This is a genomic window from Frankia sp. AvcI1 (assembly GCF_001420875.1).
Lineage (GTDB): Bacteria > Actinomycetota > Actinomycetes > Frankiales > Frankiaceae > Frankia > Frankia alni.
Map to the genome: position 1 here is coordinate 277,038 of NZ_LJFZ01000003.1, position 23,303 is coordinate 300,340.

A 23,303-nucleotide genomic window follows, 5' to 3' on the forward strand; every position below is an offset into this window, starting at 1 on the left:
GCACCCGCAGTCGCCGGGCCNCACCGGGCGGCGGTGGGGACTACAGCGGACNCGGGCGGGAGAGCGGTGGNGGATCGATCGACGGGCCGGGACGCGCCGGGCGGCACCCGGGGTGAGGCGCTGTACCCGGACGACCCCACCGTGATCGGCGCCTACCGGGTCCTGCGCCGGCTCGGCTCGGGCGGCATGGGCACGGTGTACCTCGCCCGGGACACCGCGGGAGCCCCCGTCGCGATCAAGGTGATCCGCTCGGAGCTGGCCGCCGACCCCGAGTTCCGCGACCGGTTCCGGGACGAGGTCGCCGCGGCACGCCGGGTCGCCCCGTTCTGCACCGCGCAGGTCCTCGACGCCGACCCCGCCGCTCGCCGCCCCTACCTGGTCACGGAGTACATCGACGGCGTCCGCCTCGATGACGTCGTCGCCCGGTCCGGGCCGTTGCCGATGTCGACCCTGCAGGGCGTGGCGATCGGCGTGGCCAGCGCGCTGACCGCGATCCACAAGGCCGGCATCGTCCACCGCGACCTCAAGCCGAGCAACGTCATGCTGTCGTTCTCCGGCCCCCNGGTCATCGACTTCGGGATCGCCCGGGCGCTCGACGCGGCGCAGGGACGGACCCAGACCGGCCTCGTCCTCGGCTCGGTCGGCTGGATGGCCCCCGAGCAGATGGAGGGCTCGCCGATCGGCCCGGCGGTCGACGTCTTCGCCTGGGGCCTGCTCATCGCCTACGCCGCCGTCGGCGCCCACCCCTACGGAGAGGGCACCTACCTGGCGATGTCGGAGAAGATCCAGACGGGTCGGCCCGACCTGCGGGACGTGCCGGCGCAGCTCCAGCCCGTCGTCCGCGCCGCGCTCGCCCGCGACCCGCGGGACCGCCCGTCGGCCGAACGTCTGCTGCTGACCCTGCTCGGGGAGGAGGCGCCGCCCGGCGGGGACGCCCGGGTCGCGGCCACCGCCGTCCTCGACGACACGTGGCCGCGGGGCCGCAGCGCCGCCGCCGCCGCGGTTGGAGCGGTTGGAGCGGCCGGGATAGCCGCGGCCGCGGGTGCCGCGGCGGGCGCGGACGCCTTCCGGACGAGGCGCTATGACGACTCGGCGGCCGCCGACCGCTCGAGGGGACCCGACGTCGACTCCGCCGCGCCCGGCGCCCGACGCGCCGACGCGGCCAGGGCGGCGCGAACCCGCGTCGCCGACGCCGGCGAGCTGCACGGCTCGCGGGAGGCCGGTGCCCCGCCGGTGGGGGAACGCTGGTGGGACGAGCCGGCCGATCTTCCGCCGCCGGCCGGGCCGCCCGTGCCGCCGCCGGCCCTGGCCGGTCTCGGCGTCGAGGACCGCGCCCCGGGTGCCCGCGCCGGAGCCGCCGAGGATGCCGGCCGCGCCGGCGGCGCCGGTTTCGATGCCGCCGGCGGCGGTGGCGCCGGCTTCGGTGGTGCCGGCGGGCAGGGGGCGCCGGGGCGCCGGCGGCGGCGCGCCGGATTCGTCCAGTACGAGGATGAGCAGCCCTCCGCCCCGCCCGCCGCGCCCGGAGCGGCCGCCCGCGACCGCCGCGCCGAGCCGGTGCCGCCCGCGGACGACCGCCGCTCGCCCCCGTCGCGCTACCCGCCTGCGGCTCCGTACTCGCCCGCGGCTCCGTATCCGCCTGCCGCACAGTCCCCGTCCGCGGCACCTCGCCAGGCGGACCGCCCGTACCCGCCGCCTCAGCAGCAGCCACAGCCGTATCCGCAGGCTCAGCCCTACCCCCAGGCCCGGCCCGACCAGCGGCCCCGGCTCGACCAACGAGCCCAGCCATACCCGCAGGCCCAGCCGTACCCGCAGGCCCAGCCGTACCCGCAGGCCCAGCCGTACCCGCAGGCCCAGCCATACCCGCAGGCCCAGCCGTACCCGCCGGCTCGTCCCGAGGGGCGGCGCGCCGAGGGGCGGCGGGCGGCCGACCGCGGCGATGCTGCGCGCCCGCAACCGGCGCCACGCCCGGTCGCCGAGCGTCCCCGGGAGCGGGCGCCGGAACCCCAGGGACTCCCGGCGCCGCGCCGCCCGCGCCGACGGTTCCGGCTGCGGATCCCTTTCAAGCGGACGATCGTGTTCGTTCTGGTCGTCCTGCTCCTGCTCTCCGCGGCCGACCAGATCGCGTCCATGGTCGACGAGCAGCGCAGCCGGCTGTGGGACAAGGTGGCCACCTCGGTCAGGAACGGCGTGGGCGACCAGGTGGACAGTCTGTGGAACCAGGCAAAGGACACCTTCGGCGGTTCCTCGGGCGGTCCGGGGTGACTCCGGGGTGACGGATCTCGGAACCGCTGCCCGGCAGGCGTAAAACCACCGCCGGATAGGTACACCGACCTCATGGCGAGCATCTCAAGCAAGATCAACGAATTCCTGCACAGCCCGAAGACGCGAGAAATGGTCGACAAGGCCAAGGCCGCGGCCAACAAGCCCGAGAACCGAGCCAAGATCAAGCAGGTGCAGCAGAAGTTCACCCACCGCACGCACGGTCCTGGTCAACACGACGCCCCCGGTAGCCCCCCGACCGCCGGCGGCCCGACCACCGGCTCGACCCCGAGCCACCCGGGCGGCTACGGCGCGGAGCGCGGCTACGTCGAGCGGCCGTCCGGCTCCGGCGGCTCCGGCTCCGGCGGCTCCGGATCCGGCTACGGTGAGCGGCCGTCCAGTGGTGCTGATGCCGGTTACGGTGAGCGGTCGCCCAGCGGCTACGACGCGGACGTCCCCCCGGGTACCGGTCCGGCCGACACGGGCGGTCGTTCCGGCTACTGATCGTCCGGTCGTCTCACCTCGACCGCCCCGCCCTGACCGTCCCGGTGCCGGCCTGAACGCCGGTCCGACACCGGGACCCAGGTCGTACCATCGCGCCATGAGCCTTGTGGATGCCGACGGCGGGACTGCGGTGGGTCGGGGCGACGGCGCCGACGAGATCCGGTCGATCCTGGACCGGGCCGCCGAGGGCGGCCGCATCTCGCCCGAGGAGGCGCTGCTTCTCTACACCCGAGCGCCGCTGCACGCGCTCGGCACGGCGGCGGACACGGTGCGTCGCCGCCGCTATCCCGACGGCATCGCCACCTACATCATCGACCGAAACATCAACTACACGAACATCTGCGTGACGGCCTGCNGGTTCTGCGCGTTCTACCGGGCGCCGAAGCACGCCGAGGGCTGGGTCCGCGACGTCGACGACCTCGTCACCAAGTGCGGTGAGGCCGTCGAGCTCGGGGCCACCCAGATCATGCTCCAGGGCGGCCACAACCCCGACTTCGGCATCGAGTGGTACGAGCAGGTGTTCGGCGCGATCAAGGCGGCCTACCCGCAGCTCGCCCTGCACTCGTTGGGCGCCAGCGAGGTCGTGCACATCGCCCGCACGTCCGGCCTGACGTTCCCCGAGGTCATCACCCGGCTGCGCGACGCGGGCCTGGACAGCTTCGCCGGCGCCGGCGCGGAGATCCTCACCGAGCGCCCCCGGCACGCCATCGCCCCGCTCAAGGAGCCCGGTCACGTCTGGCTGTCGGTGATGGAGACCGCGCACACCCTCGGCCTCGAATCGACCGCGACCTTCATGATGGGCACCGGCGAGACGAACGCCGAGCGCATCGAGCACCTGAAGATGATCCGGGACGTGCAGGACCGCACCGGCGGTTTCCGCTCGTTCATCCCGTGGACCTACCAGCCGGAGAACAACCACCTCGGCGGGCGGACCCAGGCCACGACGCTGGAGTACCTGCGCCTCGTCGCCGTCGCCCGGCTGTTCTTCGACAACATCGCCCACCTGCAGGGCTCGTGGCTGACGACCGGCAAGGAGGTCGGCCAGCTCACCNTGCACATGGGCGCCGACGACCTCGGCTCGGTGATGTTGGAGGAGAACGTCGTCTCCTCGGCGGGCGCCCGCCACCGGACCAACCGTTCCGAACTGATCAGCCTGATCCGCACGGCCGGCCGCATCCCCGCGCAGCGCGACACCCTCTACCGTCACCTCGTCGTCCACCGCGACCCGGCCCAGGACCCGACCGACGACCGCGTCGCCTCCCACTTCTCCTCCACCGCACTCCCCCTCGTCTCGACCACCTGACGGGCATCGACCACCTGACGGGCATCGGCCGGACGGACGGCGCGATGTCGGTTTGTGGACACGCNGGTNAAAAGCCCAATCCATCCTGAGAGCGGTCCTTCCCGGCTACTCTTTCCCAAGTGAACGCGCCGTCGTACGCGGCTTTCCGTGATAAGGGACGGCGCGCGTCTCGGGGGTATGAAGATGGCGCACCGTGGGCTGCCGGTACTTTCGTCGTATGCGCTGTCCGTCAAAGGCGGATCGTTTGCGCTACCCGTACTCGCCNGTCGTGAGGTCGGCCGCCGGCCGGCGGGCGGCTAGCGGTGCCGCTGCCGGCGTGGTGGGCGCGGGTGCGGGCGTGGCTGAACACGCACGGGTGGACGCTGGCCATCGGCCTGGTTGTCGGCGGTACGGTGGTCGTCGCAGCCGCGTTCGATTCGCCGTTCTGGATGGTCGCTGCGGCCGTCGTCATTGTCGCCGTCGTCGTCTGGGCCGGTGGACGGCGGCGCGCCGCCCTGTCCGACGCCATCGCGGTGTTGACCGTCGCCGGAATGCTTTTCGGAATCTATCTCGGCGCGCGTACTTTTTTCGGTGGTGCCGAGGCCCCCACACCGCCGGGTGGATCGGTGCCGGCGGCCGAACCGGGCGTCTGCATTCCTCCCGGGGCCGGGCAGCCGGACTACGAGAAGGCGTTCACCGCCGCGTTCCGCGCGGCCGGCGGCCAGGCCGCGCTCGGCTGCGGGAAGGGCCTGGCGGGCCGCTGGGGTGACGGGGTGAGTCAGAGCTTCCAAAGCCCCCGGGGCATCGCCACGATTGCGGCGGTGTCCCCGGACCGGGCCTACGTCCTCGACGCCGACGCCGTGAAGTGCATCAACGAGGCGGTCAACGGGGGCGAGACGTTTCCCACCGCCGGTTATCCACGCGGGGCACCGAGCCGGATACCCGGTGGTCTACGGATTGACCTGGGCGCGGGAGCGACCGCNGACAAGGGCGCGCAGGTGGTGCTGCGCAGAGGCTCGGGCCGCTGCTACTGGGTAAGCGACCCCATCTGGCCCCGGTACGAGCAACTCGGTGGTCCGTCCGGCCCCTATGGCTTCCCGACCAGCCCGGTTCACAGTTTCCAGGACGGCCTGCGGCAGGACTTCGAACACGGATGGCTGTACCGGAAGCCGGGGGGCGCGGTGCTCACCGCCGACGAGGAGCGGGCCGCGCCATCATCCGCCGCGACGCCGGCATCCCCGACCGCCGGCACCACCGGGACCGCCGGCGCGCAGCCGCCTTCGGACCGGCATGTGTCCTACGACGTCAACGGGGACAGAGCACGCGGCGCCCTGAGCATCGTGGTGCGCGCGGGCGGCTACGTCACGCAGCAGTTCGTCGCCGCCTCCTCCACCGTCACCTGGGCCGGTGTCATCGCCGGCTGCGATCCCGGCCTCACCGCGACCTGCGGCCCGGATGGCACCAGCTTCGGCCCGCTGAACGTCCAGATCCTCGACGACACCCGAGTGGTGGCCTCGGCCCAGGTCNACACGACCAACAACGGGACGTCCGGGGGTGCGCTGGGGCCGGTCACCGTGACGCCCGGGCGGCGGTATGTCCTGCGGGTGGTGAACGCCTCCGGCATCCCGGTCGGCTTCTACTTCAACCGCAACGCCGATCCCGCGCTCGATACCGTGATCTCGGGCGCGTGGCACAGGGGAGACGACGGCCCCGATGCTCTCGATCTCGCCGCGTTGGTCGACGACCGCTCTGGGTGACGGTCCGCCGTCGCCGGCCTCCGCCGCGCCGGGCGGGCCGGTGGCGGGCGTGAGCTGAGGCCTCGTCGCCCCGCGGGCGCGGACGCCATAGATTGTCCTGATGAGCGAGCTTGCCGGGTCCTCGGCCGTGGTCGGACCGCCGGGGGGATCGTCGCCGAGCGGGCCGAAGATCGAGCTGCATGTCCATCTGGAGGGGACGGTCCGGCCGGCGACGCTGCTGGAGATGGCGCGGCGTAACGAGGAGGCGCTGCCGTCGCGGACGGTCGAGGGCCTCGCGGAGTTGTACCGGTTCCGCGACTTCAACCACTTCATCCAGGTCTNGGTCATGACGACGCACGTGATGCGGACCGAGGCCGACTTCCGCCAGGTCGTCGTCGACTACGCCGCCGAGGCGGCCGCGCACGGCGCCGTCTACGTGGAGGGCATCTTCTCGCCGTGGTTCCGTGTGCAGCGCGGTGTCCGGGTCGAGGAGATCTTCCACGGCTACGCCGACGGGGCGATCGAGGCCCGGGAGCGGTTCGGTGTCGAGGTGCGGCTGACCCCGGACATCGACCGGGTGCTGCCCGTCGAGGCGGCGACCGAGGTGGCCCGCTGGGCGGCGCGCTTCGCCGAGCGGGGCGTCGTCGGCCTCGGGCTCGGCGGTCCCGAGATCGGCCATCCGCCGGAGCCGTTCGCGCCCGCGTTCGCCCTGGCCGCGGACGCCGGGCTCGCCGCGGTGCCGCATGCGGGGGAGACCGACGGCCCGGCGTCGATCCAGGGCGCGCTCGACGCGCTTGGCGCCCGGCGGATCCGCCACGGCATCCGCGCGATCGAGGACCCGGCGCTGCTGCGCCGCCTGGTCGACACGGGGACCGTGCTGGACGTCTGCCCCGTGTCGAACCTGCGCACCCGCTCGGTGGTCCGCCTGGGCGACCATCCGCTTGCCGCGTTGCACGCGGCCGGCGTGGCCTGTTCACTGGCCACCGACGACCCGGCGATGTTCGGCACCGACCTCGGCACCGAGTACGCCGTCGCCGCCGGGCTCGGCGCCCGGGCCCGTGACCTGTACGCGGCCGGCGTCGCCGGGGCGCTGTGCGACGAGGCGACCCGCGACCGGCTGCGCCGCCTCGGTGCGGCCACCGACTGGGACGCCGCCGAGCAGGCGGCCCGCGCCGCGGCCCCGGCGGCCCTCGCCCGCTTCGACGCCGAGCTGCTCGACGGCGGGTCCACCGCCGGTAGGTCTGCGGGCGGGGGATCTGCGGCCGGGGGAGGCGCGGCGGCGGGACCGACGGCCAGGGGCCTCGCGGCCGGTGGACCGGCCGGTGGCTGAGCGGAGCGGAGGGTTCGGATCGGTGCGGCGTGGATCGGGGTCGACGACGGGAGGGGGCGCTGTGGGTAGGGCCGGGCTGGACAAGCGACCGCAGGAGGTCGCGGCGATGTTCGACGGGGTGGCCGGGCGCTACGACCTGACCAACGCCGTGCTCTCCGGCGGCCTCGACCGGACCTGGCGGCGCGCCACCGCCGCCTTCCTCGATCTGCGCCCGGGCCTGCGGGTCCTCGACCTCGCCGCCGGCACGGCCACGTCCTCGCGGGCCTTCGCCGAGGCCGGCGCGGACGTCGTCGCCTGCGACTTCTCCCTGGGCATGCTGCGCGCCGGCCAGCGTCGTCTCGCCGAGAAGCCGCTGCCCGCCAGCCCGACCTTCTCGGCCACCGGAGCCCCGGCCTCGGGCGCCCCGGGTTCGGTTGCAGCAGGTTCGGTTGCCGCGGGTTCAGGCGCCGCGGACCCGGGCGCCGCGGACCCGGGCGCCGCGGACCCGGGCGCCGCGGATCTGGGGGCGGCGGACTCGGGTGTGGGACGGGTGGTGCTGGCTGGCGGGGACGGGCTGCACCTGCCGTTCCCCGACGCCGCGTTCGACCGCACGACGATCTCGTTCGGGCTGCGCAACGTGGNCGACACCGTGCGCTGCCTTACCGAGCTGCGCCGGGTCACCCGGCCCGGCGGCTCGCTCGTCGTCTGCGAGTTCTCCCGCCCGGTGTGGGGCCCCTGGCGGACCGTCTACCTGGAGTACCTGATGCGGGCGTTGCCGAAGGTCGCCCGCACGGTCAGCAGCAGCCCGGACTCCTACGTCTACCTGGCCGAGTCGATCCGGGCGTGGCCGGCCCAGGCCGAGCTCGCCGACCTGCTGCGCGAGGCCGGCTGGTCCCGCGTCACCTGGCGCAACCTCACCGGCGGCGTCGTCGCCCTCCACCGCGGCCACGCCCCCGACTGACCACGCCCCCGACTGACCACGCCCCCGACTGACCACGCCCCCGACTGACCACGCCCCCGACTGACCACGCCCCGACTGACCATGCCCTCGACCTGACCACACCTCCGACCCGCCCGCAGTGCCACACCGGACTGCGGTGCGTTCAGCACGGTTCTCGGCGTCAGAGCGTGCATTCCGCACCGCACTTCGGCCGCACCGCACTTCGGCCCCGCAGTTGCGCGCCGCGCCGGAGGCGGGGTCAGCCGGGCAGGTGGGAGTCGAACCAGGTCAGGGTGCGCGACCAGGCGTCGCGGGCGGATGTCGGATGGTGGGACGCGGGGCGGGCGTCGTTGTGGAAGCCGTGCCCGGCCTCGGAATAGCGGATGATCTCGGTGGGCACGGGAGCCTCGGCCGCCGCGGCCCGCAGCGCCTCGACGTCCTCGACGGGGATGCTCGGATCCTGGTCGCCGTACAGGCCGAGCCACGGTGCCTGCAGCCGCCCGGCGATCTCCAGCAGGCTCGGCTCGCCGAAGCGCCGGGTGCGGATCCCGCCGCCGTAGAACGTGACCGCGGCACCGAACGGGCGGGCGACCGCGGCCTGGAAGGCGATGTTCCCGCCGAGGCAGAAGCCGACGACGGCGCAGCGGTCCAATGCCGTCCCCTCCTCGGCGAGGACGGCGAGGGCGGCGTCGACGTCGTCGAGCAGGTCCGTGCCGTCGAGGTCCTCGACCACCTTCACCGCCGAGGCGATGTCGTCGTAGTCGAACACCGGCGAGCCGACGCGGTGGAACAGGTCGGGCGCGATCGCCCGCCACCCGGTGCGGGCGAAGCGGGCACAGAGTCCCTGCACGTGCTCGGTGAGGCCGAACGCCTCATGCAGGACGACGACGCCGCCGCGCACGGGACCGTCGGGTTCGGCGAGCATCGCCGGGGCAGGTCCGTCGGCGGTGGGGAGGACGACGGTCTCTTCGGTCATCGGCTCTCTCGATTCGGAACCATTGCGGCAGTTTGGGCTACTTTGCGCTACTCGGGGTTAGATGACACGGCGTGGGCGAGGCGGCTGGCGGTCGGGTGGACAGAGGGGCGGATCGGGTCGGGNCAGAATGTCGTGGCTGCCAGGTCAGGGTGGTCCCTTCCGGCCGGACGTCACCCGCCTGGGCCGGTCGAGACCGCCCGTTCGGGCGGCGCCGCCTGGTCCGGACGTGCCCCGTACGGTCCCGACGGCACCGCCGCGACGCATCCGGCGCCCGCGGACGAGCGCCGCGTTTCGGGCGGCCAGCGGGTGACTACCCCGCACAGGCGGTGATCCCACCCCGTGGGGAGAAGGTGCCATGGGCCGTTTCTGGCCGTCGGCTGCACGTAGTGGGTGAGTTGCGAAGCGTGACGCGCCGGAGAGGCCGGAGGGCGTGCCCCGCTCGCGACCAGCGGTCCTGAGAGGAGAGAGGTCGGGATTATACGCCTATCTAGAAGTTGCGCCAGGACGCCGCGACGGCTCCATGCGGGCCGGGAGCGGGAAACGGTCGCTCACAGTGGTCATTGGGTGCGCGAAGTCGACTCGTCCGGTCTTCAGCGCATCCTGGTTGGTGCGATTGGCCTGCGTAGGGCCTACACTCGCCGAGGACGCTCGTGAAGAATTTCACGAGCACTCAAGCGGAGGGTCCCGGCCGGGAGTACTCCCGGGACGGGTGGTCGAGCAGATCCGGAGCAATGGGTGGCCATGGCGACGACAAGGACTGACGGCGTGGGCGGCGGGTCGACAACCGACGCCGACGTCATCGTGGTCGGCGCCGGCCCCGGTGGTTCGTCGGCCGCCTACCACCTCGCCAGCACCGGGCTCGACGTCCTGTTGGTCGAGAAGACGACCTTCCCGCGGGAGAAGGTCTGCGGCGACGGGCTGACCCCGCGCGCCGTGCGCAGCCTCGTCGAGATGGGCATCGACACCTCGCCCGCCGCCGGCTGGGCCCGCAACAAGGGGCTGCGCATCGTCGGCGGCGGCGTGCGGATGGAGCTGCCCTGGCCGGACCTGGCGAGCTGGCCCGACTACGGCCTCGTGCGCCCCCGGCTGGACTTCGACGACCTGCTCGCCAGGCACGNGGTGAAGGCCGGCGCCCGGCTGCAGGAGGGCACGGCCGTGACCGGGCCGCTGCTCGACGAGCGCACCGGCCGGGTCGTCGGGGTCCTGGCGCGCACCGGGCCCGACCGGGAGCCGGTGACCTACCGTGCGCCGCTGGTCATCGCCGCGGACGGCAACAGTGCCCGGATCGCGCTGGCGCTCGGCATCCGCCGCCGGGAGGACCGGCCGCTCGGCGTCGNCGTCCGCCGGTACTACCGCAGCCCCCTGACCCACGACGACCACCTCGAGTCCCACCTCGAGCTGTGGGAGGGCCGCCCGCGCGAGAGCCGGCTGCTGCCCGGCTACGGCTGGATCTTCGGCGTCGGCGACGGCACCAGCAACGTCGGTCTCGGCCTGCTGAACACCACCGACGCCTTCCAGAACACCAACTACACCGATCTGTTGCGTCGCTGGCTCGCGGCGCTGCCGCCGGAGTGGGGCTTCACCGAGGACAATGCGATCGGCCCGGTGCGCGGCAGCGCCCTGCCGATGGGCTTCAACCGCACCCCGCACTACCGCGACGGGGTGCTGCTCGTCGGCGACTCCGGCGNCATGGTCAACCCGTTCAACGGCGAGGGCATCGCCTACGCGCTGGAGTCCGGCCGGTACGCGGCCGAGGTCGCCGTGCAGGCGCTCGCCCGCGCCGAGGGGCCCGCCCGGGAACGCGCCCTCGGTCACTATCCGGCGATGATCCGCGCCCAGTACGGCGGGTATTACACGCTCGGGCGGTACTTCGTCCAGCTCATCGGGAATCCGACCATCATGGCGCTCGGCACGAAGTACGGGCTGCCGCGGCCGACCCTCATGCGTTTTGTCCTGAAGATCATGGCGAATCTCACCGACCCCCGGGGAGGGGATGCGATGGACCGACTGATCAATGCCATGACCCGGCTCGCTCCCGCGGCCTGACGTGTTATCCGGGTCGATCCGGTGGCGTGCGGCGCGGGCCGGATCGACGGAATTGCGCTATGTCGCGCGCTTCGGTGTCGGTGCCGGTGGACCGGTTGCGCACCGGAGTGCGGCAGGTCGCCGAAGCGTGTTCGGACCGCTTTCTCCGCTTTCTCCGCGGACAGGACTGTGGGACCAGCCCGTCGTCGGAGGTTCTCGGGTCACAGGTCCTGGGGGGAACCGGTCGGAGCGGCCGGCGAGGCGGCGAAGTACCACCGGNCCAGGGGATCTGGCACGGGAATCCCTGTGGGCGCCGCGCTGTCGGCGCCGCGGGCACATGGNCAGAAGCGTGACGAACACCGAGTGCGGACCGTTTGCGATCCGTTCACCGGAAAGCCATTCCTTATAACGTCCGGCAACACTCTTTCGAAGGGGAGGAGTTCGGCATGCTCTCGAACTACGTGCCGATCCTCGTTCTGCTGGCGATCGCGACCCTGTTCGCGGTCGGTTCCGTCGCGGCGGNCGCGCTCATCGGCCCGCGCCGGTTCAACCGCGCGAAGATCGACGCCTACGAGTGCGGGATCGAACCCTCTCCGGCCCCGGCCGGACCGCAACGCTTCCCGGTGAAGTACTACAACACCGCGATGCTTTTCATCGTCTTCGACATCGAGATCATCTTCCTGTTCCCGTGGGCGGTCGCCTTCGACAGCCTCAAGGTGTTCGGCCTCGGTGCGATGGCNCTGTTCATGGCGACGATCTTCGTCNCATACGCCTACGAGTGGCGTCGTGGAGGTCTGGAATGGGACTAGAGGAGAAGCTGCCCGGTGGCGTGCTCCTCGCCAGCGTCGAGAAGCTCGCCAACTGGTCGCGGCGGTCGTCGCTGTGGCCGGCGACCTTCGGGCTGGCCTGCTGCGCGATCGAGATGATGTCCACCGGCGCCGGCCGCTACGACCTGTCCCGGTTCGGCATGGAGGTCTTCCGGGCCAGCCCCCGCCAGGCCGACCTGATGATCGTCGCCGGCCGGGTGAGTCAGAAGATGGCGCCGGTGCTGCGGCAGATCTACGACCAGATGCCCGAGCCCAAGTGGGTGCTGTCGATGGGCGTCTGCGCCAGCAGCGGCGGCATGTTCAACAACTACGCCATCGTGCAGGGCGTCGACCACATCGTCCCGGTCGACATGTACCTGCCCGGCTGCCCGCCGCGGCCGGAGATGCTGATGGACGCCATCATCAAGCTGCACGAGAAGATCCTCGCCGGGCCGGTCACCGGCAGGACCGCGCACACCGAGTCCGGTTCGTCGCCCTACCCCAAGCCGATCGACGTGGCCACCGCCCGCGCCGGGCTGCCCGCGGGTGAGCTCGACACCCGGACGCTGTCCGTCAACGACCGCAAGCGTTTCCGGATCCCGGCCGGCGCGCCGGTCCCGACGGGCCGCGGCGCCGTCGAACCCGTCCTCGACACCCGCCGGCCGGCCGCGATAGCCCCGCCGTCGGTGTTCGGGCGGGCCAAGGGAATCCCCGTCGACGCCAAGCCCCTCGACGAGTCGCGGGCCCACGGTCCCGGTCCGACTACCGCCGACATCGCCGACGCAGCCGACACGGCCGACAGCGACGCCGCCCCGGGAGCGACCCATGACACCCCCTGACGCCGGCGCCCTCGACGAGAGCGGGGCCGCGGCGAACGGCGCCGGCGAGCTGGTGGGCGGCGGCAACGGCGTGGGCGGCGGCGACGGTCTGCGGCCGGGTCGGCGCCACGACGCGTTCGGTGCCGGCGGCACCGGCGACACCTCCGGGTTCGGTCGCCTCGTCGCCCCGGCCCCGGTGCTGGCCGCCAGCGAGCGGCCGTTCGGCGACGCCGACGCCGACGCGGTCTACGACACCCTCGAACGCGTCTTCCCGCAGCTCGGCGACGCCGTCGAGCGGGCCGTCGTCGACCGCGGCGAGCTGACCCTGCACGTGCGCCGGGAGGGTCTGCCGGCGCTGGCCCAGACCCTGCGCGACGACCCGGGGCTGCGCTTCGAGCTGCTGTCGTCGCTGTCCGGAGTGGACTATCCGGACGACGTCACCGGCCGCCGACTGCACTCGGTGGTCCACCTGACCTCGATGACCCACCGCCGCCGGCTGCGCCTGGAGGTCTCCGTCGCCGACGCCGACCCCACGCTGCCGAGCCTGACCTCGGTGTGGCCCACCGCGGACTGGCACGAGCGGGAGGCCTACGACCTGTTCGGCATCATCTACACCGGCCACCCCGGGCTGACCCGGATCATGATGCCGGACGACTGGATCGGGCACCCGCAGCGCAAGGACTACCCNCTGGGCGGCATCCCGGTCGACTACAAGGGCGCCACGGTCCCACCACCGGACGAGCGCCGGAGCTACTCGTGATCCCGCACCAGGCCCTGACCGGCCGCCTNCATCCCCGAGGCGACATCCGAGGTTCGCTATGACGCCCAGCACGTCGACCCCNCACACATCCACCGCGCCCCACACGTCCACCGGCCAGTCCACCGACGGCGCCGCCCAGCCCGGCGACGGGTCCTCGGCCTACGAGGCCGGCTTCACCGAGTCCGCCTCCGGCCGCGTCTACACCGTCACCGGCGGCGACTGGGAGGAGATCCTCGGCGCCGGCGAGCAGGACGCCGAGCGCATCGTCGTCAACATGGGGCCGCAGCNCCCCTCCNCCCACGGCGTGCTGCGCCTCGTGCTGGAGATCGACGGCGAGACGGTCACCGAGACCCGCCTCGTCATCGGCTACCTGCACACCGGGATCGAGAAGAGCTGCGAGTACCGGACCTGGACCCAGGCGGTCACCTTCCTCACCCGTGCGGACTACCTGTCCCCGCTGTACANCGAGGCGGCCTACTGCCTGTCGGTGGAGAAGCTGCTCGGCATCACCGACGACATCCCCGAGCGGGCGACCGTCATCCGGGTGCTGGTGATGGAGCTGCAACGGATCGCCTCGCACCTGGTGTGGCTGGCCACCGGCGGGATGGAGCTCGGCGCCACCACTGCGATGATCTTCGGGTTCCGGGAGCGGGAGAAGGTTCTCGACCTGCTGGAGCTCATCACNGGGCTGCGGATGAACCACGCCTTCATCCGCCCCGGCGGCCTGGCCCAGGATCTCCCGGACGGCACGGAGCGGGCCATCCGGGAGTTCCTCGCCGACATGCCCAAGCGGATCCGCGAGTACCACCGGCTGCTGACCGGCCAGCCGATCTGGAAGGCGCGGATGGTCGACGTCAACGTCCTCGACGCCGCCGGCTGCATCGCGCTGGGCGTCACCGGGCCGGTGCTGCGGGCCGCGGGCCTGCCCTGGGACCTGCGCAAGACCATGCCCTACTGCGGCTACGAGACCTACGAGTTCGACGTGCCGACCGCCCTGGAGGCGGACTCCTTCGCCCGCTACCTGGTGCGGCTGGAGGAGATGGGCGAGTCCCTGAAGATCATCGAGCAGTGCCTGGACCGGCTGCGGCCGGGNCCGGTCATGGTCGCCGACAAGAAGATCGCCTGGCCGGCGCAGCTGTCGATCGGCGCGGACGGGATGGGCAACTCGCTGGCCCACATCAGGAACATCATGGGGACCTCGATGGAGGCCCTCATCCACCACTTCAAGCTCGTCACCGAGGGCTTCCGGGTGCCGCCCGGCCAGGTCTACACGCAGATCGAGTCGCCCCGCGGCGAGCTCGGCTACCACGTCGTCAGCGACGGCGGGACGAGACCGTTCCGCGTCCACGTCCGCGACCCCAGCTTCGTCAACCTGCAGGCCGTCCCGGCGCTGACCGAGGGCGGCCAGGTGGCGGACGTGATCGTCGGGGTCGCCTCGGTGGACCCGGTGCTCGGGGGAGTTGATCGGTGATGGCCTTCTCGCCCGAGACCCACGCCGCCGCGGCCGAGATCATCGCTCGCTACCCGGCCGGCCGCTCCCGCTCGGCGCTGCTGCCGCTGCTGCACCTGGTGCAGGCGGAGCAGGGCAGCGTGACGACCGAGGGGGTGACCTTCTGCGCGGACACGCTCGGCATCACCCAGGCCGAGGTCGGCGCGGTCGCGACCTTCTACACGATGTACAAGCGCCGGCCCGTCGGCGACTACCTCGTCTCGGTCTGCACGAACCTGTCCTGCGCGCTGCTCGGTGGGGACGAGGTCTTCGCCCGGGTCGCCGAGCGCCTCGGCGTCGGCCACGACGAGACGACCCCGGACGGTTCGATCACCCTCGAACACGCCGAGTGCCTCGCCGCCTGCGACTACGCGCCGGTGATGACGGTGAACTACGAGTTCTACGACCAGGTCGACCCGGACTCGGCGGTGGCGATCGTCGAGGGCCTGCAGGCCGGGGAGCGCCCGGCGCCGACCCGTGGCGGTCCGCTGTGCTCGTTCGCCGAGACGTCCCGCCAGCTCGCCGGGTTCGCCGACGAGCGCCCGGCCGGCGTCGCGGGACCGGGCGTCGGCGAGCCGTCGGTCGCCGGCCTGCTGCTCGCCGAGGCCGCCGGCTGGCGGGCCGACCAGGCCCCCGCGCCGCTGGTGGCCGCCACGCCGCCCGTCGCGGGCCAGGGCACCGGCCCCGCGGCCCCGGCCGCGGCTCCGGTTCCGGTTCCGGCTCCGGCATCCTCCGAGCGGAAGGGGAACTGATCGATGCCTGTCACCCCGGTCCTCACCCGGCGCTGGAACACCCCGGAGTCGTGGACGATCGAGACCTACCGCCGGCTCGACGGCTACGTCGCGCTGCGCACGGCGCTGGCCGGTGACCCCGACGACCTGATCAAGCTCATCAAGGACTCGGGGCTTCGCGGGCGCGGCGGCGCCGGCTTCCCCACCGGGATGAAGTGGGGCTTCATCCCGCAGGGCGACGGCAAGCCGCACTACCTCGTCATCAACGCCGACGAGGGCGAGCCCGGCACCTGCAAGGACGCCCCGTTGATGAAGGCCGACCCNCACTCGCTCGTCGAGGGCATCATCATCGCCGCCTACGCGGTGCGGGCCAACCGGGCGTTCATCTACCTGCGCGGCGAGCTGATCCACGCCGGCCGCCGGCTGCGCGCCGCGGTCGCCGAGGCGTACGCCGCCGGCTACCTCGGCCGCGACATCCTCGGCAGCGGCTTCGACCTCGACCTCGTCGTCCACTCCGGCGCCGGCGCCTACATCTGCGGCGAGGAGACGGCCCTGCTCGACTCGCTGGAGGGCCGGCGCGGCCAGCCGCGGCTGCGCCCGCCGTTCCCGGCGACGCACGGGCTGTACGCGTCCCCCACCGTCGTCAACAACGTCGAGACGATCGCGACCGTGCCGTACATCGTCAACTACGGGGTCGACTGGTTCCGCACGATGGGCCGGGAACGCGCCCCGGGCCCGAAGATCTTCAGCCTGTCCGGCCACGTCACCCGGCCCGGCCANTACGAGGTCCCGATGGGCACCACCCTGCGCGAGCTGCTGGAGCTGGCCGGCGGGGTGCGCGGGGGGCGCGCGCTGAAGGCGTGGACGCCGGGCGGGTCGTCCACCCCGATGCTCACCGCGGAGCACCTCGACGCCCCGCTCGACTTCGAGNGCATGCAGGAGGNCGGCTCGCTGCTGGGCACCGCAGCTTTGATGATTATGGATGAGACGACCGACATGCTCCGGGTCGTCCGCCGGCTCACCCAGTTCTACGCCCACGAGTCGTGCGGCAAGTGCACCCCGTGCCGCGAGGGCACGAGCTGGATGGTGAAGATCCTGTCCCGGCTGGAGCGGGGCCAGGGCGACGCCTCCGACGTCGACACCCTCGTCGACGCCTGCGACAACATCTTCGGCCGGGCGTTCTGCGCGCTGGCCGACGGGGCCACCNCCCCGATCGTGTCGGGGATCAAGTACTTCCGGGACGAGTTCATCCCGGTGAGCGCGGTGACCTCGAAGCCGGATCCCACCCCGGGCGGCGACGCGGCCGGCAACGGCGCGCCCGCCCCCACCCCGGGCGCCTACGCGGGAGCGCACTGATCATGACCGTCGCCCCATCCCAGCCGGCCGCGCCGGCCGCCCCGGATCTCGTCACCCTGACCGTCGACGGGCTGCCGGTCAGCGTCCCCAAGGGCACGCTGATCATCCGGGCGGCGGAGCTGCTCGGCATCGAGATCCCGCGGTTCTGCGACCATCCGCTGCTCGACCCCGTCGGCGCCTGCCGGCAGTGCATCGTCGAGGTGGAGGGCCAGCGCAAGCCGGTTGCCTCCTGCACGACGACCGTCACCGCCGACATGGTCGTGAAGACCCAGCTCACCTCGCCGGTCGCCCGCAAGGCCCAGGCCGGCAACATTGAGTTCCTGCTGCTCAACCACCCGCTCGACTGCCCGATCTGCGACAAGGGCGGCGAGTGCCCGCTGCAGAACCAGTCGATGGCCAACGGCGGCGCCGTCTCCCGGTTCAAGGAGACCAAGCGGGCCTACCCGAAGCCGCTGGCGATCTCCACCGAGATCCTTCTCGACCGGGAACGCTGCGTGCTGTGCGCCCGCTGTACCCGGTTCTCCGCGCAGATCGCCGGGGACCCGTTCATCGAGCTGTTCGAGCGCGGCGCCGCCGAGCAGGTCGCGGTCAGCGACGGCCAGCCGTTCTCCTCCTACTTCTCCGGCAACACGGTGCAGATCTNCCCGGTCGGCGCGCTCACCAGCGCCGCCTACCGGTTCCGGGCGCGCCCGTTCGACCTGGTCTCCACGCCGACGGCGTGCGAGCACTGCGCGTCGGGATGCAGCCTGCGCACCGACCACCGCCGCGGCAGGGTGATGCGCCGCCTCGCCGGCGACGACCCGGCGGTCAACGAGGAGTGGAACTGCGACAAGGGCCGCTTCGCGTTCGCCTACGCCCGCGCCGCCGACCGGCTGACCACGCCGCTGATCCGCGACGACGACACCGGGCAGCTCGTCGAGGCCACCTGGTCCGAGGCGCTCGAGTACGCCGCCCGGGGCCTGGCCGAATGCCGTGACCGGCACGGCGTCGGCGTGCTCGCCGGCGGCCGGCTGACCCGCGAGGACGCCTACGCCTACGCCAAGTTCACCCGGGTGGCGCTGGCCACCAACGACGTGGACTTCCGCGCCCGGCCGCACTCCGCCGAGGAGGAGCAGTTCCTCGGCCACACGGTCGCCGGCACCGGCATCGGGGTGACCTACGCCGACCTGGAGGCGGCGCCGGCGGTGCTGCTCGTCGCCTTCGAGCCGGAGGAGGAGTCGCCGATCGTCTTCCTGCGGCTGCGCAAGGCCGCCGACAAGCACGCCACCGCCGTGCACGCGCTCGCGCCGCTGGTCACCCGCGGGCTGGCCAAGCTCGCCGGGACGCTGGTCACCACCGAGCCCGGCGCGGAGCCGGCCGTCCTCGACGCGCTCGCCGACGCCGGCCTCGGGGTGGGCGGCACCTCCCCGCTGGCCGCGACGGCCCGCGCCGTGCGGGAGCCCGGCGCGGTCATCCTCGTCGGCGAGCGGGCCGGTGAGATCCCCGGGACGCTGTCCGCCGTCCTGCGCCTCGCCGAGGCCACCGGCGCCGCGCTCGCCTGGGTGCCGCGCCGCGCCGGGGACCGCGGCGCCGTCTCCGCCGGGCTGCTGCCCTCGCTGCTGCCCGGCGGCCGCCCGGTCGCCGACCCCGCCGCCCGCGCCGAGGTCGAGGCATTCTGGGGCGGCCGGCTGCTCGGCGCGCCCGGCCGCGACACCGACGGCATCCTCGCCGCGGCCGCCGCCGGTCGCCTCGACGGGATCCTCGTCGCCGGGGTGGACGCCGAGGACCTGCCCGACCCCGCCGCCGCGCTGGCCGCGCTGGCCCGCGTGCCGTTCTGCGTGTCGCTGGAGGTGCGGCGCTCGGCCATCGCCGAGGTCGCCGACGTGGTGCTGCCGGTCGCGCCGGTGGCGGAGAAGGCCGGCTCGTTCGTCGACTGGGAAGGCCGACTGCGGCCGTTCCAGCGGGCGCTGGACACCCCGGCGCTGCCCGACGTGCGCGTGCTCCACCTGCTCGCCGCCGAGATGGGCATCGACCTGCGCCTGCCCGACACCGGCGCCGCCGCCCGCGAGCTGCGCGACGTCGGCCGCGCCGGCAGCGGCGTCCCCCGGGTGCCCGCGCCGGCCGATCCCGCCGAGGCCGCGAGCGTCCCCGGACCGGGCGAGGCGGTGCTCGCCACCTGGCACCAGCTCGTCGACGACGGCGCCCTGCTCGTCGACGAGCCGTACCTCGCCGGCACCGCCCGGCCCGCCCGCGTCCGCCTGTCCGCGGCGACCGCCGCCGAGATCGGAGTGGCCGCCGGGGAGCTGGTGACGGTGCGCAGCGGCCGGGGGTCGGTCACCCTGCCCTACGAGCCGGCCGCCATGCCCGACCGCGTCGTCTGGGTGCCCACCCACTCGCCGGGCTCGCACGTGCGCCGCTCGCTGGCCGCCCGCGCCGGCGTCGTCGTCCGGATCGCGGCCGGCGGCACCGCCCGGCCCGCCGGCACCGACACGTTCGGCGTCGACCAGCGCCGCGGCACGGCGCTGGGGGCCGAGCTCACCGCCGCCCGCGACACCGCCGTGACGGTCGAGACGTCGCCCGCCGGCTCCCGGCCACCCGCGGCCGGACCGCCGGGAACGGCTGCACCGCCGACGTCGCCCCCGCCCGGGGGTCCGGCCGCGCCGCCGGTGCTGCCCAGGACCGTGGACGCGGTCGCCCCGGCGCCGCGCCGGGTCGGCGACGAGCCCGCGGGGGGCCGGCCATGAGCGTCACCGCCTCCACGCTCGTGCTCGCCGCCCCGGTCGACCCGGACCTCTCCGGCTTCGGCGACGACCCGTTCTGGCTGATCCTGCTCAAGGGCGTGGCGGTCTTCGCCTTCCTGCTGCTGATGACGTTGTTCTCNATCGTGTTCGAGCGCAAGGTCGTCGCGAAGATGCAGCAGCGGGTCGGGCCGAACCGCCACGGCCCGAAGGGCTGGCTGCAGAGCCTCGCCGACGGCGCCAAGCTGATGCTCAAGGAAGACCTGATCCCGGCCCTTGCCGACAAGCCGATCTTCATCCTGGCGCCGATCCTCTCGGCGGTCCCGGCGTTCCTCGCCTTCGCCGTCATCCCGTTCGGCCCGGAGGTCTCGATCTTCGGTGAGCGCACCACGCTCCAGCTCGCCGACCTGCCCGTCAGCGTCCTCTACATGCTCGCCGCGGCCTCGCTCGGGGTGTACGGGCTGATCCTGTCCGGCTGGTCGAGCGGGTCGACCTACCCGCTGCTCGNCTCCCTGCGCTCGGCGGCCCAGATCATCTCCTACGAGGTGGCGATGGGCCTGTCGTTCGTCGCGGTGTTCATCTACGCGGGCACGCTGTCGACGTCCGGGATNGTGGAGAGCCAGTCGGGGCGCTGGTACATCGCGCTGGTGCCGTCGTTCGTCCTGTACTGCATCTCGATGGTCGGGGAGACGAACCGGNCCCCCTTCGACCTGCCCGAGGCCGAGGGCGAGCTGGTCGGCGGCTTCCACACCGAGTACAGCTCGATCAAGTTCGCCTTCTTCTTCCTCGCCGAGTACATCAACATGGTCACCGTCTCCGCGATCGCGACCACGCTGTTCCTCGGCGGCTGGCAGCCGCCGCCCATCCCGGGCCTGTCCGGCCTGGACCACGGCTGGGTGCCGTTGATCTGGTTCGTCCTGAAGCTGCTGCTGTTCCTGTTCTTCTTCATCTGGCTGCGCGGGACGCTGCCCCGGCTGCGCTACGACCAGTTCATGGCGTTCGGCTGGAAGGTGCTGATCCCGGTCGGCCTGCTGTGGGTCCTGGTCATCGCGACCTTCCGCGTCTACCAGAAGGACGTCGACGACCGCACGCCCTGGCTGATCGGCGCCGGGGTGGTCATCGGCATCATGCTGATCGTCGCGCTGCNCGATCCCGGCGGCGCGAAGCACCAGCGGGAGNTGGAGGAGGCCGAGCGCCGCAAGCTCGCCGAGGCTCCGAGCCTCGAAAGCATCCCGTGGCCGCCCCCGCCACCGGGCGGCGCNCACCACCGCCCGGCGGTGCCTGCGGGTACCTCGGCCAACGGGTCGTCCACCGTCATTCCCGCGGATCCTCCTCCGCGTCAGGAGAGCTGAGTCATGGGCTTCTTCGACCCCTACAAGGGCTTCGGCGTCACCTTCTCGACGATGTTCAAGAAGNCGACGACGGAGCAGTACCCGGAGTACAAGAAGGAGACCGCGCCCCGGTTCCACGGCCGCCACCAGCTCAACCGTCATCCGGACGGGCTGGAGAAGTGCGTCGGCTGCGAGCTGTGCGCGTGGGCCTGCCCCGCCGACGCCATCTACGTCGAGGGCGCCGACAACACCGAGACCGAGCGCTACTCGCCGGGGGAGCGGTACGGCAGCGTCTACCAGATCAACTACCTGCGCTGCATCCTGTGCGGGCTGTGCATCGAGGCGTGCCCGACCCGGGCGCTGACGATGTCGAACGACTACGAGCTCGCCGACGACAGCCGCCGGGATCTGATCTTCACCAAGGAGCAGCTCCTCGCCCCGCTGGCCGCCGGCATGGAGGCCCCGCCGCACCCGATGCGGCTCGGTTCCAGCGAGACCGACTACTACGTGCGCGACCCCGACGCACCGCTGCCCTGGCAGGTGACCGACGAGCAGCGCGCCGCCGCCGGCGGCTCCGACTCCAGTACCGACCGCGCCGCCGACGTCATCGACCGACGCACGGCCGGCGAGCACTCCCGGGCCGACGAGGTGCCCGCGCACGGCGCCGGTTCGGAGCGGCCGCGATGACCCACGGGAGTCTGCTCGCCGCCGCGGGCGAGATCACCAGCACCTCCACCGGCGAGGCCACGGTGTTCTGGATCCTCGCGCCGATCGCGGTGCTGGCCGCCCTCGNCATGGTGTTCGTCCGCAGCGCGGTGCACTGCGCGCTGCTGCTGGTGGCGAACCTGTTCTGCGTCGCGGTGTTCTACCTGGTGCAGCAGGCGCCGTTCCTCGGCTTCGTGCAGATCATCGTCTACGCGGGCGCGATCATGGTGCTGTTCCTGTTCGTGCTCATGCTCGTCGGCGTCGACTCGTCGGACTCGCTGGTGGAGACCATCCGCGGCCAGNGGCTCGGCGCGGCGATCTTCGGGCTCGGGTTCGCCGGACTGCTGGTCTTCCCGATCGGCTCGGCCATCGACGGCGAGACCGCCAAGGGCCTCGACACGCCCAACGAGGGCGGCAACGTCCAGGCGATCGGCCGGCTGCTGTTCAGCGACTACGTCTTCGTCTTCGAGGCGGTCTCGGCGCTGCTCGTCGTCGCCGCGATCGGAACGATGGTGCTCGGTCACCGCGAGCGCGAGGGCGGCCGGGTGGACCAGCGGGAGCGGATGCGCCGCCGGTTCGCCGAGCCCGGCCGCCAGCTCACCCCGCTGCCCGGACCGGGCGTCTTCGCCCGGCACGACTCGGCCGACACCCTCGGCCTGCTGCCCGGCGGCGGCCGCGCCTCCGGGATCGGCGGCATCCCCGGCGTCCCCGGGGCCGCCGACGCACCGGGTACGGCGGACCTTCCCAACGGCCGGTCGGCGGCGGACACCCCGGACGCCTCCGACAGCCCGGGCTCCCCGGGCGCCCCGGGCGCCCCCGGAGTGTCCGACGGCCCGGGGTCGGCGGGTCCCGGCGGCCCGCGGGGATCCGGCGGGCCGGCCGGGCCCGGCCGGCCCGGCGGACCGGGCGCGGGCGGCGGCACCTCGCCGGGCGCGCCGACACCCCCGGCGCCGACGGACGGCGCCGCGGCGGACGGCGGCACCGGGGGCGCAACGGATCCGGTCGACGTGAACGGCTCGGCGCTGGCCGGCGCCGGGAAGGGGGACGAGCGGTGAATCCCGCGAACTACCTGATCCTTTCGGCGCTGCTGTTCACCATCGGCACGGTCGGGGTCCTCGTCCGGCGCAACGCGATCGTCGTGTTCATGTCGATCGAGCTCATGCTCAACGCCGTGAACCTGACCCTGGTCACGTTCTCCCGGATCAACGGCACCCTCGACGGCCAGGTCATGGCGTTCTTCGTCATGGTCGTCNCCGCCGCCGAGGTCGTCATCGNNCTGGCCATCATCCTCAGCATCTTCCGCACCCGTCGCTCGGCGTCGGTGGACGACGTGAACCTGCTGAAGTACTGACCTGCGACCCAGCGGCCGCGGCGCTCCCGGCGGTCATGGAAGAACGGACGAGACTGCAGTGACGCTTTATCGCCAACGACGCGCCGTGGCGGGGTCGCGATGAAGGTCGACCCGGCTCTGTTCGCCGCGACCGAATCCGGCGGCCATCCGATCCACTACGCCGCCGCCTCCGNAGTGTTCTCGCTGTCCTGGCTGCTCATCGTGCTGN

At 73.1% G+C, this 23,303-nt stretch carries 9 protein-coding genes and 37 pseudogenes; 45 read left to right on the top strand and 1 reads right to left on the bottom strand.

Annotated features, from left to right (window positions below; genetic code table 11):
* Positions 1 to 120: 120 nt before the first annotated feature.
* The 10 genes and pseudogenes from UK94_RS40075 to UK94_RS40105 form a co-directional block, all read left to right on the top strand.
* On the top strand, positions 121 to 562 hold a 442-nt coding region (locus UK94_RS40075; protein WP_235486589.1), incomplete at its 3' end, for a serine/threonine-protein kinase.
* Between the two features lies 1 nt (position 563).
* A pseudogene (locus UK94_RS04955) lies at positions 564 to 2,262 on the top strand (protein kinase); the annotation flags it as partial.
* A 72-nt stretch (positions 2,263 to 2,334) separates the two neighbouring features.
* Complete coding sequence (locus UK94_RS04960; RefSeq protein WP_011602251.1) at positions 2,335 to 2,763, top strand: hypothetical protein; 429 nt, start codon at positions 2,335 to 2,337, stop codon at positions 2,761 to 2,763.
* A gap of 97 nt (positions 2,764 to 2,860) precedes the next feature.
* A pseudogene (locus tag UK94_RS40080) lies at positions 2,861 to 3,118 on the top strand (dehypoxanthine futalosine cyclase); the annotation flags it as partial.
* Between the two features lies 1 nt (position 3,119).
* A pseudogene (locus UK94_RS40085) lies at positions 3,120 to 3,814 on the top strand (radical SAM protein); the annotation flags it as partial.
* Position 3,815: 1 nt separating this feature from the next.
* Positions 3,816 to 4,066 (top strand): annotated as a pseudogene (locus tag UK94_RS40090) (dehypoxanthine futalosine cyclase); the annotation flags it as partial.
* A gap of 1,836 nt (positions 4,067 to 5,902) precedes the next feature.
* Positions 5,903 to 6,122: pseudogene (locus UK94_RS40095) on the top strand (adenosine deaminase); the annotation flags it as partial.
* Between the two features lies 1 nt (position 6,123).
* Positions 6,124 to 7,111: pseudogene (locus UK94_RS04975) on the top strand (adenosine deaminase); the annotation flags it as partial.
* 61 nt (positions 7,112 to 7,172) lie between these two features.
* Positions 7,173 to 7,731: class I SAM-dependent methyltransferase (locus UK94_RS40100; RefSeq protein ID WP_235486516.1), on the top strand; the 559-nt coding region annotated here is incomplete at its 3' end.
* 1 nt (position 7,732) lies between these two features.
* Positions 7,733 to 8,051 (top strand): annotated as a pseudogene (locus UK94_RS40105) (class I SAM-dependent methyltransferase); the annotation flags it as partial.
* 238 nt (positions 8,052 to 8,289) lie between these two features.
* Here UK94_RS40105 and UK94_RS04985 read toward each other — a convergent pair.
* A complete protein-coding gene (locus tag UK94_RS04985; protein ID WP_011602256.1) occupies positions 8,290 to 9,006 on the bottom strand; it encodes a dienelactone hydrolase family protein in 717 nt (238 codons plus the stop codon).
* Positions 9,007 to 9,747: 741 nt separating this feature from the next.
* Between UK94_RS04985 and UK94_RS40110 the strand changes: the two genes are divergently transcribed.
* From UK94_RS40110 to UK94_RS40255, 35 genes and pseudogenes are all read left to right on the top strand, one after another.
* Positions 9,748 to 10,123, top strand: a 376-nt coding sequence (locus UK94_RS40110) for an FAD-dependent oxidoreductase (RefSeq protein WP_235486517.1), incomplete at its 3' end; no start/stop codon positions are given.
* Between the two features lies 1 nt (position 10,124).
* Positions 10,125 to 10,342: pseudogene (locus tag UK94_RS40115) on the top strand (FAD-dependent oxidoreductase); the annotation flags it as partial.
* Position 10,343: 1 nt separating this feature from the next.
* Positions 10,344 to 10,693: pseudogene (locus UK94_RS40120) on the top strand (FAD-dependent oxidoreductase); the annotation flags it as partial.
* A 1-nt stretch (position 10,694) separates the two neighbouring features.
* A pseudogene (locus tag UK94_RS40125) lies at positions 10,695 to 11,052 on the top strand (FAD-dependent oxidoreductase); the annotation flags it as partial.
* Positions 11,053 to 11,477: 425 nt separating this feature from the next.
* Positions 11,478 to 11,553: pseudogene (locus UK94_RS40130) on the top strand (NADH-quinone oxidoreductase subunit A); the annotation flags it as partial.
* 1 nt (position 11,554) lies between these two features.
* Positions 11,555 to 11,770 (top strand): annotated as a pseudogene (ndhC, locus tag UK94_RS40135) (NADH-quinone oxidoreductase subunit A); the annotation flags it as partial.
* Between the two features lie 60 nt (positions 11,771 to 11,830).
* Positions 11,831 to 12,280, top strand: a pseudogene (locus UK94_RS40140) (NADH-quinone oxidoreductase subunit B family protein); the annotation flags it as partial.
* Positions 12,281 to 12,662: 382 nt separating this feature from the next.
* Positions 12,663 to 13,342 (top strand): NADH-quinone oxidoreductase subunit C (locus UK94_RS05005; RefSeq protein ID WP_235486519.1); only part of this gene is annotated, 680 nt, incomplete at its 3' end.
* A gap of 1 nt (position 13,343) precedes the next feature.
* Positions 13,344 to 13,415, top strand: a pseudogene (locus UK94_RS40145) (NADH-quinone oxidoreductase subunit C); the annotation flags it as partial.
* An 82-nt stretch (positions 13,416 to 13,497) separates the two neighbouring features.
* Positions 13,498 to 13,702 (top strand): annotated as a pseudogene (locus UK94_RS40150) (NADH dehydrogenase subunit D); the annotation flags it as partial.
* A 9-nt stretch (positions 13,703 to 13,711) separates the two neighbouring features.
* Positions 13,712 to 13,879: pseudogene (locus UK94_RS40155) on the top strand (NADH dehydrogenase subunit D); the annotation flags it as partial.
* Between the two features lies 1 nt (position 13,880).
* Positions 13,881 to 14,099 (top strand): annotated as a pseudogene (locus tag UK94_RS40160) (NADH dehydrogenase subunit D); the annotation flags it as partial.
* Between the two features lies 1 nt (position 14,100).
* Positions 14,101 to 14,507 (top strand): annotated as a pseudogene (locus UK94_RS40165) (NADH dehydrogenase subunit D); the annotation flags it as partial.
* 1 nt (position 14,508) lies between these two features.
* Positions 14,509 to 14,886 (top strand): annotated as a pseudogene (locus tag UK94_RS40170) (NADH dehydrogenase subunit D); the annotation flags it as partial.
* Positions 14,886 to 15,656, top strand: a complete 771-nt coding sequence (gene nuoE / locus UK94_RS05015; RefSeq protein WP_041938841.1) for an NADH-quinone oxidoreductase subunit NuoE — start codon at positions 14,886 to 14,888, stop codon at positions 15,654 to 15,656. The pseudogene UK94_RS40170 and the gene nuoE, both read left to right, overlap by 1 nt.
* A 3-nt stretch (positions 15,657 to 15,659) precedes the next feature.
* Positions 15,660 to 15,958: pseudogene (locus UK94_RS40175) on the top strand (NADH-quinone oxidoreductase subunit F); the annotation flags it as partial.
* A gap of 1 nt (position 15,959) precedes the next feature.
* Positions 15,960 to 16,414, top strand: a pseudogene (locus tag UK94_RS40180) (NADH-quinone oxidoreductase subunit F); the annotation flags it as partial.
* Between the two features lies 1 nt (position 16,415).
* Positions 16,416 to 16,565, top strand: a pseudogene (locus UK94_RS40185) (SLBB domain-containing protein); the annotation flags it as partial.
* A 14-nt stretch (positions 16,566 to 16,579) separates the two neighbouring features.
* A pseudogene (locus tag UK94_RS40195) lies at positions 16,580 to 16,841 on the top strand (NADH-ubiquinone oxidoreductase-F iron-sulfur binding region domain-containing protein); the annotation flags it as partial.
* A 1-nt stretch (position 16,842) separates the two neighbouring features.
* A pseudogene (locus tag UK94_RS72845) lies at positions 16,843 to 16,991 on the top strand (NADH-quinone oxidoreductase subunit F); the annotation flags it as partial.
* A gap of 2 nt (positions 16,992 to 16,993) precedes the next feature.
* Positions 16,994 to 17,633: 2Fe-2S iron-sulfur cluster-binding protein (locus UK94_RS40200; RefSeq protein WP_235486521.1), on the top strand; the 640-nt coding region annotated here is incomplete at its 3' end.
* Position 17,634: 1 nt separating this feature from the next.
* Positions 17,635 to 19,714 (top strand): annotated as a pseudogene (locus UK94_RS05025) (NADH-quinone oxidoreductase subunit G); the annotation flags it as partial.
* Positions 19,711 to 19,850, top strand: a pseudogene (locus tag UK94_RS40205) (NADH-quinone oxidoreductase subunit H); the annotation flags it as partial. The pseudogenes UK94_RS05025 and UK94_RS40205, both read left to right, overlap by 4 nt.
* Before the next feature lies 1 nt (position 19,851).
* Positions 19,852 to 20,215, top strand: a pseudogene (locus tag UK94_RS40210) (NADH-quinone oxidoreductase subunit H); the annotation flags it as partial.
* Between the two features lies 1 nt (position 20,216).
* Positions 20,217 to 20,318 (top strand): annotated as a pseudogene (locus tag UK94_RS40215) (NADH-quinone oxidoreductase subunit H); the annotation flags it as partial.
* A gap of 1 nt (position 20,319) precedes the next feature.
* Positions 20,320 to 20,406: pseudogene (locus tag UK94_RS40220) on the top strand (hypothetical protein); the annotation flags it as partial.
* 1 nt (position 20,407) lies between these two features.
* Positions 20,408 to 20,854, top strand: a pseudogene (locus UK94_RS40225) (NADH-quinone oxidoreductase subunit H); the annotation flags it as partial.
* 33 nt (positions 20,855 to 20,887) lie between these two features.
* A pseudogene (locus tag UK94_RS40235) lies at positions 20,888 to 20,969 on the top strand (hypothetical protein); the annotation flags it as partial.
* Positions 20,970 to 21,063: 94 nt separating this feature from the next.
* Positions 21,064 to 21,123: pseudogene (locus UK94_RS72850) on the top strand (NADH-quinone oxidoreductase subunit I); the annotation flags it as partial.
* A 1-nt stretch (position 21,124) separates the two neighbouring features.
* Positions 21,125 to 21,726, top strand: a pseudogene (gene nuoI, locus UK94_RS05035) (NADH-quinone oxidoreductase subunit NuoI); the annotation flags it as partial.
* Positions 21,723 to 21,831 (top strand): annotated as a pseudogene (locus UK94_RS40240) (NADH-quinone oxidoreductase subunit J); the annotation flags it as partial. The pseudogenes nuoI and UK94_RS40240, both read left to right, overlap by 4 nt.
* Position 21,832: 1 nt before the next feature.
* Positions 21,833 to 22,046, top strand: a pseudogene (locus UK94_RS40245) (NADH-quinone oxidoreductase subunit J); the annotation flags it as partial.
* A 1-nt stretch (position 22,047) separates the two neighbouring features.
* Positions 22,048 to 22,799 (top strand): annotated as a pseudogene (locus UK94_RS05040) (NADH-quinone oxidoreductase subunit J); the annotation flags it as partial.
* On the top strand, positions 22,796 to 22,996 hold a 201-nt coding region (gene nuoK, locus UK94_RS05045), incomplete at its 3' end, for an NADH-quinone oxidoreductase subunit NuoK (RefSeq protein ID WP_235486523.1). The pseudogene UK94_RS05040 and the gene nuoK, both read left to right, overlap by 4 nt.
* 24 nt (positions 22,997 to 23,020) lie before the next feature.
* Positions 23,021 to 23,095 (top strand): annotated as a pseudogene (locus tag UK94_RS40255) (NADH-quinone oxidoreductase subunit K); the annotation flags it as partial.
* Positions 23,096 to 23,303: the final 208 nt, after the last annotated feature.